This is a genomic window from Phytoactinopolyspora halotolerans (genome assembly GCF_010550675.1).
GTDB classification, from domain to species: domain Bacteria; phylum Actinomycetota; class Actinomycetes; order Jiangellales; family Jiangellaceae; genus Phytoactinopolyspora; species Phytoactinopolyspora halotolerans.
In genome coordinates this window covers 57,026-73,760 of record NZ_JAAGOA010000032.1, presented here as the reverse complement: position 1 = coordinate 73,760, position 16,735 = coordinate 57,026, and the positions used below count along the sequence as shown (strand labels likewise).

The window sequence follows — 16,735 nt, the reverse complement described above, 5'->3', positions numbered from 1 at the left end:
ATCGGATCGATGATCGTGGTCACCATGGCCGCCTACGCCCTGGCCAAGATCGAGTTCCCGCTACGCAACACCATCTTCGTCGGGATCCTGGCCTCCCAGATGCTGCCGTTCCACCTGCTACTCATCCCGCTGTTCCTGCTCATGATCGACCTGAGCCTGATCGACACCCACCTCGGCGTGATCGTGCCGATGCTGGCACACCCGTTCGGGCTGTTCTACATGCGCCAATACATGCTCGGCCTACCCCAAGAAGTCTTCGACGCCGCCCGCGTGGACGGCGCCTCGGAATACCGCATCTTCTTCGGCGTCGTCGTCCCCATGGTCAAACCCGCCATGGCCACCCTGGCCATCATCTTCTCCCTCGAACAATGGAACGACCTGCTCTGGCCCCTGATCGTCATGCGCTCAGAAGAGAACTTCCCCCTCTCCGTCGGGATCACCACCCTCGTCGGTCTCTACCGCCCCCGCTGGGACCTGGTCATGACCGCCGCCGTGCTCGCCGTCGTCCCCATCATGATCCTGTTCTTCCTCCTACGCAGACAATTCATCAACGGCCTCGGCCAATTCGGAACCGGAACCAAATAACACCCATGATCATGAACAGAAACCATCCACATAACACGGCTTCTGTTCATGATCATGGGGAACGTGATCAGGTCGACGAAGGGAGCTGGTGATGATTCATCGACGACCGGCACACGCGGTACGGGCGCTGTTGCTCAGTGCGTGCGTCGTCGCGACGCTGGGCGCGGCGGACCCGGACGCGGAACCCTCGGGTTCGTCAGCGGCGGCCAGCGGCCCGCCGCTGCGCGGAACGCTGGACATGCACGGCGACGTCGGCGACTACGTTCCCGGCGAGGTGGACGATCCGGTGCACGACCCGGCGATCATCCAGGACCCGTCGAGCGGCACCTACTACGTCTTCTCCACCGGAATCCTGCGCAATCCGGAGAACCCCGGCGGCATCTACGTCCGTCGTTCGGAGGGGACGCTGGCCGGGCCGTGGGAGTCGATGGGCGAGATCGCGGTGCCCGAGTGGACGAAGGAGTACGGGCATAACCACCTGTGGGCGCCCGACGTGGTCCGCAGCGGAGACACGTTCTACCTGTATTACGCCGCGTCGTCGTTCGGGCAGAACACGTCGGCGATCGGGGTGGCGTCCACCAAGACCCCGGGTGACTTGGACAGCTGGGTGGACCACGGCCCGGTGGTCACCTCCGAGGCGGGCGTGGACGACTTCAACGCGATCGACCCGTTCGTCCTCCGTGACCAGGGCCGGTGGTGGATCGCGTTCGGTTCTTACTGGACCGGCATCAAACTCCAGGAACTGGCGTCGATGACCGAGCCGACCGGGCCGGTGCATGCGCTGGCCGACCGGGGCTTCCCGCCGAACGCGATCGAGAACCCGGCCATCTTCAAGCGCGGCCGGTACTACTACCTGCTCACCTCGTGGGATCGGTGCTGCGCGGGGACGGACAGCACCTACAAGATCGCGGTGGGCCGGTCCACCTCACTCACCGGGCCGTACGTCGACAGCGACGGCGAGCCGCTGCTGGACGGCGGCGGCGACGTCATCCTGGCCGGCGACGGAAACCAGATCGGCACTGGCGCGGCGGATGTCCACGTCGAGCGCGGCCTGCACTACGTGGTTCATCACTACTACGACGCCGACGCGGACGGCGTCATCCGGATGCAGATCAGAAGCATGGAATGGGAGGACGGCTGGCCCTACTTCGACCACTGAGACGACAGCACGCGCCGGCTCGCCCGCTCAACTGTTTGGCGGCAGTGCGGCGGCCGGCGCGGCCGACTGAAGGAGTAACGCATGACGCTACTCACGACCACTATGGCAGGTCCGAGGCCCCGATGGCGAGCAGGGAAGGCCGCCGTGCTCCTGACCGCGGTGATGGTACCGGCCGCGTTCCTGCCCCAGACCGCGACGGCGGACGAGCCGTCGAGCGAGCCGGCCGTGTCGGCTGAACAGGCCGGAGAACCAAGGGGCCAGATTCCGCTGACCGGGTCCGTCGGTGTACACGATCCGACGCTGTTCGCCGACGACGACGCCTACTACGTGGCGGCGACGAACGGATCGATCCGGAGTGCACCACGGCTGGAAGGACCGTGGACGAACCTCGGCAACGTGCCCCGGGCGGACTGGACGTCCTCGTTGCCCGGCCTCTCGGGCGGGCTGTGGGCACCGCACGTCCAGCGGATCGAGGACACCTTCTACTTCTATTACGCGACCTCGGCCTTCGGGACGAACAACTCGGCGGTCGGGCTGAAGACCACGCGGAACCCGGCGGATCCGTCCAGCTACGTCGACCACGGCGCCCCGGTGGTCGCGTCCGGCGCCGCCGATCCGGAGCACGCGACCCACAATGCCATCGATCCGGCCATCTGGCCGGACGAGAACGGCGACTGGTGGCTTGTGTGGGGATCCCACTTCGACGGGATCATGATCCAGCGGCTGGGGGAGGACATGGCGTCGGTGGTGGGCGAACGGCATCTGATCGCGCACCGTGCCAGCGAGGCCTTTCCGATCGAGGAGCCCGGCTGCCCGTACCCCGAGCCCGCGTGCCCGAACTTCAACCGGATCGAGGGGCCGTCGATATTCGAGCGGGACGGCTACTTCTACCTCATGGTGGCGTGGGACTGGTGCTGCCGGCCGAACGGCAACGACAACACCTACAAGATCGTGATCGGGCGGTCGGAGAACATCTTCGGTCCCTACGTCGACAAGAACGGCGTCGACCTGGCCGAGGGTGGCGGGAGCATCATCCTGAACAGCCGGGAGGCGGCGCCGGAGGTGACACCGGCCGGGCTCTACCGGGCGCCGGGCGGACCCGACGTCTTCGTCGAGGACGACACCTATTATCTCGTGTACCACGCGTACCGGCCACAGAGCACGCTGGGGATCCGGCCGATGAACTGGCACGACGGCTGGCCGTATTTCGACGAGCCGGGCGGCGGCCCGTATGACCTGGACGACCGGGCGTACTACCGGCTGGTCAACCAGGACGGCATCATCACCGACCCGGACAGCCTGCAGAACCCGGAGGCCAGCGACCGGTGCCTCACCGCCACCGCGGAGGACGGCGGGTTCGACGTGGTACAGGCGGTCTGCGACGACGAGTCGCTGGAGCAGATCTGGGAGCTGCAGCGGGAGCCGGACGGGTTCTGGCGCTTGCGCAGCATGATCGATCCGTCCGGCCACTGCCTAGCGACGGCCGATGGCTCGGGGGCGATCGGCACCGAAGTCGTCGCCGTTCCCTGCGCGGGGGACGACGACGCGCCCGACGCGCCCGACGACGCGCCCCAAGGGCCCGGCGCTGCGCACGTCGACGGTGCGTCGCAGCTGTGGTACCTGGACGATACCGGCCACGGGTTCCACCGGCCGGTGGCCAAGGACGTCAACCTCGCGCTCGAGGTGGAGAACGACGACGGCGTGGTCGGCACGGACGTCATCGGTGGATACCGCCGAGACGGTGACCATCGGCCAGGGAACCTGACACAGGCCGCGAAATGGCCGCCGCAGCAGTGGCGACTCTCCATGGAACCCATCGACATCGCGCTGTTGCTCGCGGCGTTCGACGGGTTCGTCGAGGACGGCCGGATCCAGGGGCACAGCCCGGGCCGTGCCGACGTCGTCGACCGGCGTGTCAGCGCCGTGCGGACCATGCTCGTGGAGGCGGGCGATCTGATCGAGACCGGGAACCATGCGGACGCGCGCGCCGCTCTGTCGGATGCGCAGAAGCGCATACATGCCGACGGGGCCGTCCAGCCGTTCCACTTCGTCACCGGCGACGAGGCGGGCACCCTGCACGGGCTGATCGAGGAGTTGAAGGAGAGTGTGGATGCGCCGATGTGACCTGGAGCGCAGAACGAGATGACAACCCAGCAATCGACATCGACATCAACGTCGGCTTCGGATTCGGATGCGGATGCGGATTCGACTCCAGCATCGGTTTCGGTTTCGGCCCCAGACGCTCGACCTGAAGGGACCCATCCCATGCACGCCACCAGATCCTTCCTCGCCTCGCTCGGCCTGCCGCGCGGGGACGACGGCGCTGCGCACACATCGTCGCTGCGGTTCGACGACGGATCCCCATACCGGGTGGAGATCCCGTCCGTGGAAGGTCCGGAGGCGTTCGAGGCGGTGCTGGAGGCGGCGGCCGAGCACGGCATCGTCGTGCACCGGGTCAGCCAGGGCAGTGGGATCATGCTGCTCACCGACGCCGAGATCGAACGGATGGTGACCCTGGGGCGAGACCACGGGGTGGAGGTGTCCTTGTTCACCGGGCCGCGCGCCGGATGGGACGTCGGCGCGCAGGCCACCTCCGGCACGGGCAAGGTGGTGAGCGCCAGCCTGCGCGGTACGGATCAGCTTGTCTACGGGATCGAGGACGTGCGGCGTGGATGCGAGCTGGGGCTGCGCAGCGTGCTCGTGGCGGACGTAGGGCAGCTGTGGGTGCTGGCGGAGATGAAGCGAGCCGGCGAGCTGCCGCCGGATCTGGTGCTGAAGGTATCGGTGTCGTTGCCGGTGGCCAACCCTGCGACGGCCCGGGTGCTGACCGAGCTCGGCGCCTCCACGCTGAACCTCCCCGTGGATCTGGCCGTGCAGGACATCGCGGCGATCCGGGAGGCGGTCACGGTGCCGCTGGACGTCTACATCGAGGGCGCGGACGACTTCGGCGCTCCGGTGCGGCATTACGAGTTGCCGGAGATCGTCCGGGTGGCCGCGCCGGTCTACGTGAAGTTCGCCGTCCGCAATGCGCCCAACCTGTATCCGTCCGGGCTGCACCTGCGGGAGCTGGCCGTGAGCTCGGCGCGCGAGCGCGTCCGTCGAGCGGCCATCGGCCTCAGCATGCTGAAGCGCTATTACCCCGAAGCCGCCAACTAGCCGCACCAGCCCTAAATGATCATGTGAAGTGGGTTTTCTCCAGCTCTACCATGTCTGCAGGCATGGTAGTGCGCGAAGAAACCTACTTCACATGATCATTTGGTGGGGTGGGTTAGAAGCGGAGCCAGGTGCCGGTGAGGGGTTGTTGTTCAACGCCGGGTTTGGTGTAGTCGCAGACGCCGTCGGTGAAGATCTGGTTCAGGCGTTGCCATTGGGTGTCGGTGAACTGGGCGGTGTAGTCGTCGGGGTCGGGCTCTTTGAGCTGGCACTTGATGATGTCGGCGGCGACGCTTTCGCCGGCGACCTCGCGGGGGAAGGAGGCTGAGGGGTAGAGCTGTTCGCATGCGCTGTCCGGGTCGCGGTCCAGCGGTTGGGCGATGAATTCCGCGTCGGCATCACGGCTGTTGCATCCCTCGACCAGTTCGGCCGGCCGGTTGGCGGCGATCTTGTCGATCGGTGCGGCGTCGCTGGTGTCGTCGGCGATGTTGCGTAGCCAGTGGTCCATCTGGGTGATGGCGTGGCGCAGCAGCGGGCTGTTGGTGCTGAAGTTGCTGTGGCGTGGGTCCTCCAGGAGGCTGACGTGGTTGGCGGTCGTGCCGTTGGCCTTCATCAACCGTTCGCGTATGGAGAAGGTGTGGTAGCGGACGTGGATGTCGCCGTTCGGGTTGTCGTCCCGGTAGGCCCGGTAGTCGATGATGGGAATCTCGGCGAGGCCGCCGCCTGCGTTGGTGAGTCGTCCGGTCTGGTAGGCGATGCGGGCGGCGTCGAGGTCGGCCTCGGAACGTTCTGGGCGGATGTTGGCGTCGTTGTCGAACCCGCCGACGTGCTCGTTCAGGTCGAGGAACTGGTCGGCGGTGATGGTGCCGTCGTTCAACGCGGCGAGGCCGTATTGGATGCCGACGTTGTCCAGCGGTCGTCGGGCGAACCCGGTTTCCGGGTCGGTGCCGTAGACGTTGACCGCGTGGTCGTACACGCCGCAGCGCACCCCGTCCGGGTTGGTTTCGGGGTGGTATCGCTGGTCCGCGGGGACGATCGCGCAGAACGACGTCGGTGAGATCCGCCGGGCTCCGTTGGCGACGTTCGGTGCGGTGGCGTAGGTCTGGAATCCGGTCACCGCGCGCTGCTGTTCCTCGGTCCAGTCGACGCCGGCCTTCTCGGTGAAGTAGGTGTCGAGCAGCCACGCGTCGGTAATGAAATTGACCGTGCCGAAACCGACCTCGGGGAACGACGCCCCGACCACGATCCCGTCGAAGATGCCGGGGTAGTTGTCGCTGATCTGGTGGCCCTGATACGACCCGCCCGAGGCGCCATAACCGATCACGTGGTCCACCGGCCCGTAGCGCTCGACAAAACGTTCTTTGACCATCATCGCCGACTCGGCCGCGGTCAGGTCGGAACAGTTCACGCCGAACACGTTCAGTGACGACGACATCACCGCGTACCCTTCGCCGAGCATGAACGCGTTGGTGACACCGCCAGTGCGGTTCCCCTGCTGGTACCAGCCCGTGGTGCAGCCGCCTCCGAGTGTGAAGATCGCCGCGCCGTTCCATCCTTCGGGCCGGGTGGTGAAGTCCGGATCCGGCTCGCCAATCGGGTCGTGCAGGATGCTCGTCTGGTAGATCGCCCGGTTCGTCGTGCCGGTCTCCATCCGCACGATGAACGGCACCTCCGCACCCTGCGACGTCACCGTGGACGCCACATCGTCCGGGTACGACGACGCGTCGGCGGGCCAGGGCGCGAAGCCCCCGCCCGTCGTCCGGTAGAAGTAATCCACCCGGGTCTCGATCGAACAGTCCTCGTCGATCGGCTCGCCCAGGTCGCCGCCGATGACGGGCATCGTGAACTCCGTCGTCCGACAGGCGAACGGCTGCTGGTGCGGGCCGGAGAACACCGGACCTGTGCGGGGGTGATTGGCGACGCTCAGCTGCGCCGGTGCGCTGACGCCACCCGGCCCGCGCGCCTCGATCGTGCTCTCACCGAGCGGAAGATCGGTGACGAGGCCGGTCAGCGTGCGGTTGGACGTGTCGGCGACGAACGCGTCGGTGACGTCCGCGTCGTCGGCCGTCACGGTGACCCGGTGCAGCGGAACCGAACGTGGAACGTCCACCTGGATCAGGGCGTCGCCACCGGTCACGGTGTCCGGCCGCCCGGACAGCACGGATATGTCGAGGTCACCGGGGCGGCCGGCGTCGGCCGGTGCGGATGCGCCGGCAGCGGGTGAATGCGATGTCGTGGCGGAGCCGGCCGGCGGGGCGGCGGCCAGAGCGGCTGCCACCGCTCCGACCAGCGGCGCGACCAGTAGGTACCGTGTCGATCGGGAGCGGGTCATGGGCATGCGATCCCTTTCTGTGAACGGTGCGATGCATCAGGAGCAGGTCGAATCGGTCTCAGTCCCACCTCCCGGATACGGGGCGTGTGGTGGCCGGCATGGCCGCGGCGTTTACAGGCTCAGTCCGAAGACCCACCCGGCCAGCGCGTACATCGCGATCAGAATCAGCACCAGGGCGATCACGTTCAGCCACACGCCGGCCCGCATCATCTGGCCGACCTTGATGTAGCCGGAGCCGAAGGCGATCGCGTTCGGCGGCGTGGCCACCGGCAGCATGAACGCCAGCGACGCCGCGAGCGCGGTGGGCACCACCAAGGTCATGACGTCCATGCCCAGCCCGAGCGCGACGCCCGCCATGATGGGCACGAACACGGCGGCCGTCGCCGTGTTGCTGGTCAGCTCGGTCAGCAGGAGCACCATGCCGGCAATGACCAGGATCAGCACCCAGGTAGGCACGTCGTCGAGCCCGCCGACGCGCTCACCGATCCACTCGCTCAGTCCGGACGCGCTGAACTGCGACGACAGACTCAGGCCACCACCGAAGAGCAGGAGGATCCCCCACGGCAGCTTCACCGCGGTCTCCCAGTTCAGGGTCGGGGTGCCGCGCCTGCCGTCGGCCGGGATCAGGAACAGTGCCAGGGCTGCCACCATGGCGATCACACCGTCGCTGATCCTGGTCAGCAGCGGTACGGCCGCGGCGATGTCGTCGTTGTCGGCCAGCAGCGGGATCACCACCCATGCCGTGGCGGCGGTGGCGAACACGGCGGCCACCGTCCATTCGCCGCGGCTCATCGGCCCGAGTGCGCGCAACTCGGAGCGGATGAGCTCACGGCCGCCGGCGATCTCGGTGATCTTCGGCGGATAGACCACTTTGGTCAGCACCCACCACGCCACGATCAGGAAGACGGCGGCCAGCGGCACACCGACCGCCATCCATTCGCCGAAGCCCACCGTGATGTCGTGGTTCTCCGACAGGTAACCACGCATGAACGCGTTCGGCGGGGTGCCGATCAGTGTCGACACCGAGCCGATTGACGCTGCGTAGGCGATACCCAGCATGAGCGCGGTGGCGAAGTTCGCGTCGCTCTTCGCCGAGCCGTCCTGCCCGATCAGCGCCAGCACCGACAGCCCGATCGGCAGCATCATCACGGCGGTGGCGGTGTTCGACACCCACATCGTGATGAACCCGGTAGCGAGCATGAACCCGGCGATCAGCATGGCTGGACTGGTGCCGACGGCGGCGACGATCGCCAGCGCGATGCGCCGGTGCAGGTTCCAGCGCTGCATCGCCAGCGCCAGCATGAACCCGCCCATGAACAGGAAGATGATCTCGTTCGCGTACGGGCTGGCGACGTCGGAGACCTCCGAGACGTCGAGCACCGGGAACAGGATCAGGGGCAGGAGTGCGGTCGCCGGCAGCGGTATCGCTTCACTGATCCACCACGCTGCCATCAACGTGGCGATAGCGGCGGTGATCTTGCCGTCGGTGGACAGGGTGTCCGGCAGCACCAGGTACATCACGATCGCCGCGACGACGCCCAGCACCAAACCCAGGCGTTTGCGTCGCAGTGCGCCGTCGGCGGGCTCGGCGGCGGCGCCGGTGGGCTGCTGGGGATCGGCGGATGTGGTCGGCGCGTGGTGATGTCCGGTCGTGTCCGCGGCCATCTTTGTGCCTCCTCGACTCGGGCAGTGCGTGTTTCGGATGCCTCACCGGGACGTGTCCAGTGGGTGAAGCGCGGTGTCGAGTGATTCTGCTCACATGGCGTGGAGCGCCGGAAGATCATGGCCGGAAACTTCAGATTCCTCTGACATAGCGGCCCCGGCCCTACTGGTGCCCGCTTCTCCCGCAGCGTCGTGGGCGTGCGTCACGCTTGGAGCCGTAACCGCCCGGCTATCCGTAATCTGAGCCCACGAGGCCGGCACTCACTATGCTGACGCTCCATGCGCCCCCGTCTCCGGCTCTCTTCCCGACTCAGAAACGGGTCCCGTTCCCGTCTGCGGGCGTCCGCGCCACGCACGTCCACCCGGCTCGGCCGACGGGCGGCGCTGCGCATCCTGGGGGGTGCCGTCATCGGTGGCGCGTCGGCCGGCGCGATGACCGTCGGCTGTTCCGGGGAGGACGACGTCGACGTCGGCGAGCTGCGGCTGGCGACCGGCCCGGCCGGAGCCGTCTACCGGCGCATCGGCGGCGGCCTGGCCGGCCTGATCGCGGACCGGTTCCCGGACGCGACGGTGACGACGGTGCCCAGCCGCGCCTCGACGGACAACATCCGCATGCTCTCCAGGGGCGACGCCGACCTCGGCCTGTCCAGCCTGGACGCGGTGATCGGCCCGGACGGGCGGCCGCCGGACGGAATCGCGGCGCTGTGCCGGCTCTACGACAGCTACCTGCACCTGGTGGTGCTCCGGGATACACCGGTCTGGTCGGTCGCTGACCTGGACGGCATGCGCGTCTCCTACGGCGCGCGGAACTCGGGCACGGAGTTCACCACCCACCGGCTCGTCGACCTGGCCGGCGTGCGAGTCGACGCGGTCCGGCTCGACCAGGCCGAATCGGCCGAGGCGCTGGACTCCGGTGACATCCACGCCGCGTTCTCCCTGACCGGGATCCCGACACCCGCGATCAGCGAGCTGGCGGCCGAGCGCGAGATACGGTTCGTCGCGATGGAGGAGCAGGCAGGTGCGCTCGCCGACGCGTTTCCCGGGCCCTACATCCCGGCGACCATCCCGGCCACCGTGTACGAAGGGGTGCGCGCGACGCCGACGGTGGCGGTACCGAACGTCTTGTTGGCGCGGTCCGACCTCGACGACGACGTGGTTCGTGCGGTCACCGAGACGGTGTTCACGCGCGCCGGGGAGCTGACGACCGATCGCCCGGACGCGCCGGCGGTGCCGCAGGCGTGGCAGATCAACGTCCGCACCGGCATCTCGACAGGTTCTATCCCGCTGCATCCCGGTGCGAGGGAGTGGTTCCGCGCCCAGAAGCGGTGACGTCCGGGTCGGCGTGGCGTGGGTCGGCGTCGTGCGGGTCGGCGTCCTCCGCGGCTGGAAGCATGATCACCGCGGCCAAGCCGTGCCCGTCACCGCGCGGCAACCCGGGCCGTAGCGTCAGCGAGCCGCCTGCCGCCTCCACCAGGTCGGCGCAGATCGCCAGTCCGAGCCCGGTGCCGGCGGTGTTCTGGTGCCGTGGCGACCGCCAGAAGCGGTGCAGTGCGCGCTCCCGCTCGTCGGGACTGAGCCCCGCTCCGTCGTCGGCGACGGTCAGCTCCACGGTGGTCGGCACCGCTCCGCCGTCCGTGATAGGCGCAGGTCTGCGGCCCGTCGTCGATGCGCCAGGCTCCGTCGCCGGTGTGCTTCGGTCCGTCGTCGATGCGCCGTCGTCGCGCCCGAGTGTCGCGGAGATCAGCACCCGGCTCCCGCCGGACAGCCGGAGTGCGTTGCTGACCACCTCGTCGAGAACGCTGCCCAGGCCACCCGGCGGTTCCAGCAGTTGAATGCCGTCCGGGGCCCGCACCTGCACCTGCATCCCAGTCGCCGCGGCGAGCGCGCGCCAGCGCTCCACCCGCGTCGCCAGCACCGTATCGAGGTCGACCGGTTCGGCGTTGCGCACGCTGTCCATCCGGGCGGCGGCGAGCAGCGCGTTGAGCATGCGGTGCATCGATTTCGCTTCGTCGACCGCGACCGCGTGCGCCTCCCGGGCGTCCGGCCGGGACAGGTACGGCTCCAGGCTCTCCACCGCGAGCCGCAAGCTCGTCAGCGGGTTGCGCAGCTGGTGCGAGGCGTCCGAGACGAACGCCCGCTGTCGCTGCAGGGCGCGCTCGACGGCGTCCATCATCGCGTTGAACGACCCCGCCAGCCGACGCAGCTCGGCCGGTCCGCCGGCGGCGTCCGCGCGCGTCGCCAGGTCGCCCTTGGCGATGGCCGCCGTGGCGTCGTCGAGCCTGCGCACCGGGCGTAGGATCCACCCCGAGACGGGCCAGGCGACGGCCACCAAACCGGCCAGCGGGACGACGCCCAGACCCGCGAGCTGTCCCCATGTGGTCAGCACCGTGGAGCGGGTGCGGTCGGTGGGGGAGACGGTGACGACGACGCCGATCACCTCGCTGTCCCGCCCGACCGGCTCGGCGACGATCAGCGGCCGGCCGTCCCACGGCCACCGGACCGCCGGCGGCTCCGGGCGGTAACCGGCGAGCGCCTCGGCGATGATGGCGGACAGCTCCGGATACTCCGCGCGTGCCTCGCTGATGGCCTGGCCGGAGCCGAGCACCGCCGCCCCGTCCGGGCCGAGGACGGCGGCCGGGATGCCGTACAGCTCGTAGTAACGGCGCAGCTCCAGGGTGAGTGCCTCGGTCCGGCCGGTGGAAAGCGCAGACTCCGCCAGCGACGCGAAGCGGCCGGCGTCGTTGAGGCGGTCGACGTAGGTCTCCTGGATCTCGCGCTGCGCCACGGTGGCGGCGAGCGGCACGCCGAGCGCACCCACCAGCAACACGGCCAGCGGCACCAGGACCACGAGGAGCCGGCGACGCACTGCTGCTCAACCGTCCGCGGCGTTCGTCGTGTCCGTCGCGTGCGCCGTGTCCGTCGCGTGCGCCGTGTCCGTCGCGTGCGCCGTGTCCGCGTCCGTCGCCGTCGTCAACCGGTACCCGACGCCGCGGACCGTGCGGATCGGCGCCGCGTCGCCGAGTTTCGCCCGGAGCGAGGCGATGTGGGTGTCGAGCGTGCGCGACGACGACTCCCAGCTGGCCCCCCACACCTGGTCGAGGATGAGGTCCCGGCTGACGACGGCCGGGGCGCGGTCCGCCAGCAGCGCGAGCAGCTCGAACTCCTTTCGGGTCAGGGTGACCGGTTCACCGTCGACGGCGGCCTCCCGGGTGGCGTGGTCGATGGTCAGCGGGCCAAGGGTGCGCGGCTCGTCGTCCGGCCGGTCCTGGCGGCGGGCCGCGCGGGTGCGGCGGAGCACCGCGTCGATGCGTGCCAGCAGCTCCGCCACGCCGAACGGTTTGACCACGTAATCGTCGGCGCCGCGGCGCAACCCTTGGACGCGCTCACGTTCCTCGGCGCGTGCGGTGACGGCGATGACCGCGGTCTCCGGATGCTCGCGCAGCCTGCGCAGCACGTCCAGGCCGTCGGCGTCGGGCAGGTTCAGGTCGAGCAGTACGACGTCGGCGGGCGGCTCGGCGAGCGCCTCGGCGGCGGTGGCGACCCGTCGTACGTCGAACGAGGCGTTCGTCAGGACGGTGACCAGACCGCGGGCGACGCGGTCGTCATCTTCGACCACAAGGATCCGCATAGCGGGTCATCGTAGGGCCTGATTGCCAACCGAGGTGGCGCGGCATAGTGTCGGCAGCACATCGTCTCGGGGGCGGATCCGTGAGGAGCCTGCATGTCAGATCTGCGCGTGGGTGCCGATCGGGTCGACATCACGCCGCGGGTTCCGATCGCCCTTGCCGGATTCGCCGCACGTGCCGAGCTCGGCCCGGCGACCCAGGTGAGCGCGCCGCTCCGGCTGCGCACGCTGACGTTCGCCACCGGCGATCGACGCGATGGGCCCGGACACGATGCGTCCGGACGCGCTGTGCTGATCGGGGCCGACCTGCTGTGGTGGGGCAGCGACACCGCGGATCGGCTGCGCAGCGAGATCTCAGCCCGTTACGGCATCCCGACGGATGCGATCCTCCTGCACGCCACGCACACCCATTCGGGTCCGCAGACGTCGCACCGGTTCGTCCCGCTGCTCGGCGAGGCCGATCAGTCCTACATCGACCGGCTGTGCAGCACGGCCGTCGACAGCGTGGGGCGCGCCCTGGCGGCGTCGACGGCGGTGACCGTCGAGCGTGCGTCCGCGCCGGCCGGCCTGGGGGTCGACCGCCGGTGGGCGCGGACCCGCGGTGAGGTGCCGCGCGTCGCGGTGGACGATGACGCCACCGTGGTGCGGTTCCGGCGCGGTAAGGAGACCGTCGCACTGCTCGTGCACTACGCCTGCCACCCGGTCGTCCATCATGCCAACGCGGTGAGCTCGGACTTCTGTGGCGCGGCGATGGACGAGCTGGAGCGTCGGCATGCGGGCGCGGTCGCCCTCTACGCGCAGGGGTGCTGCGGAGACGTCAATCCCGACGCCTACGACGACGAGGGCCGCTTCCGTGACGGCGACCAGGCGGCGGTCCGCAGCCTCGGCGAGCGGCTCGCGGACCGGGTGGACGCCGCGTTGGCGGGGGAGTGCGTGGCGTTGGACGCGGTGTCCGTCGCCGGCGGAAGCTGGACGGTCGAGCTGCCCGTCGACGGTCCGCCTAGCCCGATTCAGCTGCGTGAACGGGCGGACGAACCCGGACTGCTGGGTCAGTGGGCGCGGCTGCTGCTGGCCGACCCAGACCGGCTCACGTCCACGGTTCCGGTGGTGTTCTCGCGGCTGCGGATAGCTTCCGGCCTGACCTTGCTGGGCATGTCCGCGGAACCGGTCAGCGCGTACGGGTTGCAGGTGAAGGCGGACTCGGGCGGGGCGGTCCTGCCGCTGGGATACACCAACGGGATGACCGGGTATCTGGTGACCGCCCAGCAGCTGGCCGAGGGCGGGTACGAACCGGCAGAGGCGCCGTACTACTTCGGCATGCCGGGCCCTCTTGCGCCGAAGGCCGAGCAACTACTGCGCGACGCCCTCCACTCCGCCACAACTCGCCTCGCCCAGCCTCACCTCGGCTCGCCTCGCCCTAAATGATCATGTGAAGTGGGTTTTCTCGCGCCCTACCAGGTCTGCAGCCCTGTCACGGCACGAGAAAACCCACTTCACGTGATCATTTAGAAGTCCGGTGGGGGATTACGGTCGGGCTGGAGATGGCATATGGGGTGACCGAATCGTGGAAGAGTCGTTGACTGAAGGTGATCGGTTCATTAGCCTTCCAATCACTTTCATTCGCTACGCGTCCGTGTGCCGGGCAGCATGCGGATCCTGACCAGGGCGAAGGAGTCCGACGATGGCCGATTCCGTCCAGCACCCCGACGCCGACCCCGACCCCGATACCGCACCGCACGGCACGTCCCAGCCCGGCAGCAGCCGTCGCCGATTCCTGCAAGCCTCAGTCGCCACCGGCCTCGGCATCGCCACGCTGGCGAGCCCATGGGCGACGACGCACACGTCGGCGGAGACCGGAAAACCTCGCGCGGACGACAAGAACCTGCTGGCCAACCCGGGGTTCGAGCGTGTCGACGCCGGCCTTCCCACGGCCTGGGAGCCATTCAACGCCCGATCCGCTGAACATGTGCACAGCGCCACCGACGTCACCCGCAGCGGGGCACGCAGCGTGCGCCTCGACGACCCCAGCGGCAGCCTCGGCATCGGGCTGCGCAGCGACCGCGTTCCGGTGACCGCCGGGACGTCGTACCAGGCCACGGTGTTCACGTACAACACGAGCGGGCAGTCGGATCTCTACCTGGAGTTCTGGAACGCCGCCGGCACTCGGATATCCGCGCAGTTCCGAACCAACCCCACCCTGGACAGCTGGCAGGAGTTGCGGGTCAACGGCCACGCGCCGGACGACGCCACTCACGCGACGGTGCTGATCTATCTCAGCGCCGCCAACACCGGCACCAGCTACGCCGACGACGCCCGGCTCGCGCCTACGGTGCTGGACGAAAGCCGGGTGGAGACGTTCGGGATCGCTTCGCCCACGGCTGCGATCGTCGGCATGGCGGTGAACGGCGACACCGGATACGTCGTCACCCGCGGCCAGACGCCGCCCAAGCTGGTCACTCTGAACCTGGCCGAGCGACGGGTGGAGCGGATCGTGCGGCTCGATCGTGGCGAGGGCGCGTGGGCCACCACCATCTCCGGCGGCTACGTCTACGCGGGTACGTATCCGACGCCTGACCTGTACCGCTACCATCCCGAGTCCGGCGACGTAGAGTTGCTCGGCACCATCGGGCCGGCGGGAGGGTTCGTGTGGTGCCTGACGACCGCACCCGACGGCGTCGTCTACGCCGGCACCTATCCGCGGTGTGAGGTCTGGGAGTACGACCCGGGCACCGAGACGCTGCGCAACCTGGGCCGGGCTTCCGGCGACGTGCAGTACGCCAGGGTGATCGCCGCCGACGAGCGGTTCGTCTACGTCGGTACGACGCCGCGCTGCCACGTGATCGCGATCGACCGGGTGTCCGGCACGATGACCGACATCGCACCGACCGAGATCGACCGGGACAACGCCGTCTCGGCCATCGTGGCCACCGCCGGCCGCGTGGTCGCCGCCATCGGTGACCAGCTCGTCGACATGGCATCGGACGGTTCCGATCCGGTGTTCCTGGCGGCACCGAACGCTCCGTCCGGGATGGACGCGCTCACTGTGACTGACGACGGTGTGCTGTACGCCGTCGCGCGACGTACCGGTCAGATCTACCGCCGCGTCGGCGACGCCCTGGAGCCGGTCGGCATCGCGAACGCCGGCGACGAGACGCGCGGCGTCGTCATGCGCGACGACGGCGTGCTGATCGGCGGTGGTGGAAGCGGGGTCGTGTGGTATTACCATCCCGACACCGGGGAAGCGGACGTGTTCGACCTCACCGAGACGGACGTCTCCGGCCCGGACCTGGTCCAGTCCATCGCCTACGACGCCGGGCGCGCGGCCGTCTACGTCGGCGGCCACTTCGGCATCACCGTGCACCATCCGGCCGAGGGCAGCTCCCGCCGGATCCGCGTCGCCGGCGAACCAAAGGCGTTGCTGCCGCTGAACGGCAAGCTGCTGGCCGCCATGTATCCCAGCAGTGAGGTGGTGGAGATCGATCCCGCCGACGGACGGGCCCGCTCGTTCGGGTTGATCGGCCACAACCAGCAGCGCCCGTGGGAAATGGTGTACGACGAGACCGGCGGCGAGGTGCTCATCGCCACCGCTGCCCGCTATGGGATGCTCGACGGCGGACTCACCATTCTCGAACCCGAGTCCGGTGAGATGACCGTCTATACCGACATCATCCCTGGGCAGAGTTACCTGTCGGTCTGCGTCGCGGATGGGATCGCGTACGTCGCCGGCGACGCTCGAGGCGGCTACGACTCGACGCCGATCTGGACCACGGCACAGCTCGCCGCGTTCGACCTCGACTCCAGGACGGTGCTGTGGCGGATCGAACCGTTGCCCGATTGCCCCAGCCTGCAGCATGTGGAGGTGCATGACGGCATCCTGTACGGGGTGTACAAGCGCACCAGCGGCACCTGGTTCGCGATGGATCTGGAGTCCCAGGAGATCCTGCATCAGGGCACGCTCAGCGGTTACGGCGAGATCGTCACCCACCGCGGTCAGGTCTTCGCGGCGACGAACTTCTCCGACGACATCTCCCGTATCGGCCCTGGCGCCGACGACGACGAGCTGATCCTCGGCCCCATCCCCACCAGCTGGTACACCGTGCCGCAGCTGGAGTTCGACGACGACTGGCACGCGTGGGGCGTGAGCGACCGCCGGCTGGCGCGGTTCGACCTGCACCCACAGCACTGGGCGCACCGCCGCCCGCGCTGACGGACGGCCCAC

General features: G+C 68.9%; 11 protein-coding genes. 7 read left to right on the top strand and 4 right to left on the bottom strand.

The window, feature by feature from the left end; genetic code table 11:
* The 4 genes from G1H10_RS29645 to G1H10_RS29630 form a co-directional block, all read left to right on the top strand.
* Positions 1–585 (top strand): carbohydrate ABC transporter permease (locus G1H10_RS29645; RefSeq protein ID WP_216853794.1); only part of this gene is annotated, 585 nt, incomplete at its 5' end.
* 91 nt (positions 586–676) lie between these two features.
* Positions 677–1,744 carry an arabinan endo-1,5-alpha-L-arabinosidase gene (locus G1H10_RS29640; RefSeq protein ID WP_163744785.1) on the top strand — a complete coding sequence of 356 codons (1,068 nt, stop codon included), beginning with the start codon at positions 677–679 and terminating at the stop codon, positions 1,742–1,744.
* Positions 1,745–1,825: 81 nt separating this feature from the next.
* A complete protein-coding gene (locus G1H10_RS29635) occupies positions 1,826–3,868 on the top strand; it encodes a family 43 glycosylhydrolase (RefSeq protein WP_163744784.1) in 2,043 nt (680 codons plus the stop codon).
* A 141-nt stretch (positions 3,869–4,009) separates the two neighbouring features.
* The gene (locus G1H10_RS29630) at positions 4,010–4,900 is read left to right on the top strand and encodes a U32 family peptidase (protein WP_163744782.1); all 891 of its coding nucleotides are present in this window, start codon (positions 4,010–4,012) and stop codon (positions 4,898–4,900) included.
* A gap of 112 nt (positions 4,901–5,012) precedes the next feature.
* On the opposite strand, the gene G1H10_RS29625 is transcribed toward G1H10_RS29630, so the two are convergent.
* Positions 5,013–7,229, bottom strand: a complete 2,217-nt coding sequence (locus tag G1H10_RS29625; protein ID WP_163744781.1) for a DUF6351 family protein — start codon at positions 7,227–7,229, stop codon at positions 5,013–5,015.
* A 111-nt stretch (positions 7,230–7,340) separates the two neighbouring features.
* Positions 7,341–8,894: an SLC13 family permease gene (locus G1H10_RS29620; RefSeq protein ID WP_163744779.1), complete on the bottom strand. Its 1,554-nt coding sequence runs from the start codon at positions 8,892–8,894 to the stop codon at positions 7,341–7,343.
* A 276-nt stretch (positions 8,895–9,170) separates the two neighbouring features.
* On the opposite strand from G1H10_RS29620, the gene G1H10_RS29615 reads away from it, so the two are divergent.
* Positions 9,171–10,220 (top strand): TAXI family TRAP transporter solute-binding subunit, encoded by a 1,050-nt coding sequence (locus G1H10_RS29615; protein WP_174264778.1) that lies wholly within the window; start codon positions 9,171–9,173, stop codon positions 10,218–10,220.
* On the opposite strand, the gene G1H10_RS29610 is transcribed toward G1H10_RS29615, so the two are convergent.
* Entirely contained in the window at positions 10,168–11,757 is a 1,590-nt protein-coding gene (locus G1H10_RS29610; protein WP_163744777.1) for a HAMP domain-containing sensor histidine kinase, read from the bottom strand. The two genes, G1H10_RS29615 and G1H10_RS29610, sit on opposite strands and share 53 nt — an antisense overlap.
* Positions 11,758–11,763: 6 nt before the next feature.
* Positions 11,764–12,519: a response regulator transcription factor gene (locus tag G1H10_RS29605; protein ID WP_163744775.1), complete on the bottom strand. Its 756-nt coding sequence runs from the start codon at positions 12,517–12,519 to the stop codon at positions 11,764–11,766.
* A gap of 93 nt (positions 12,520–12,612) precedes the next feature.
* Here G1H10_RS29605 and G1H10_RS29600 point away from each other — a divergent pair, with 93 nt between their 5' ends.
* Positions 12,613–13,941 (top strand): neutral/alkaline non-lysosomal ceramidase N-terminal domain-containing protein, encoded by a 1,329-nt coding sequence (locus G1H10_RS29600; protein WP_163744773.1) that lies wholly within the window; start codon positions 12,613–12,615, stop codon positions 13,939–13,941.
* A gap of 256 nt (positions 13,942–14,197) precedes the next feature.
* Positions 14,198–16,723, top strand: a complete 2,526-nt coding sequence (locus G1H10_RS29595) for an SMP-30/gluconolactonase/LRE family protein (RefSeq protein WP_163744771.1) — start codon at positions 14,198–14,200, stop codon at positions 16,721–16,723.
* Positions 16,724–16,735 lie beyond the last annotated feature (12 nt).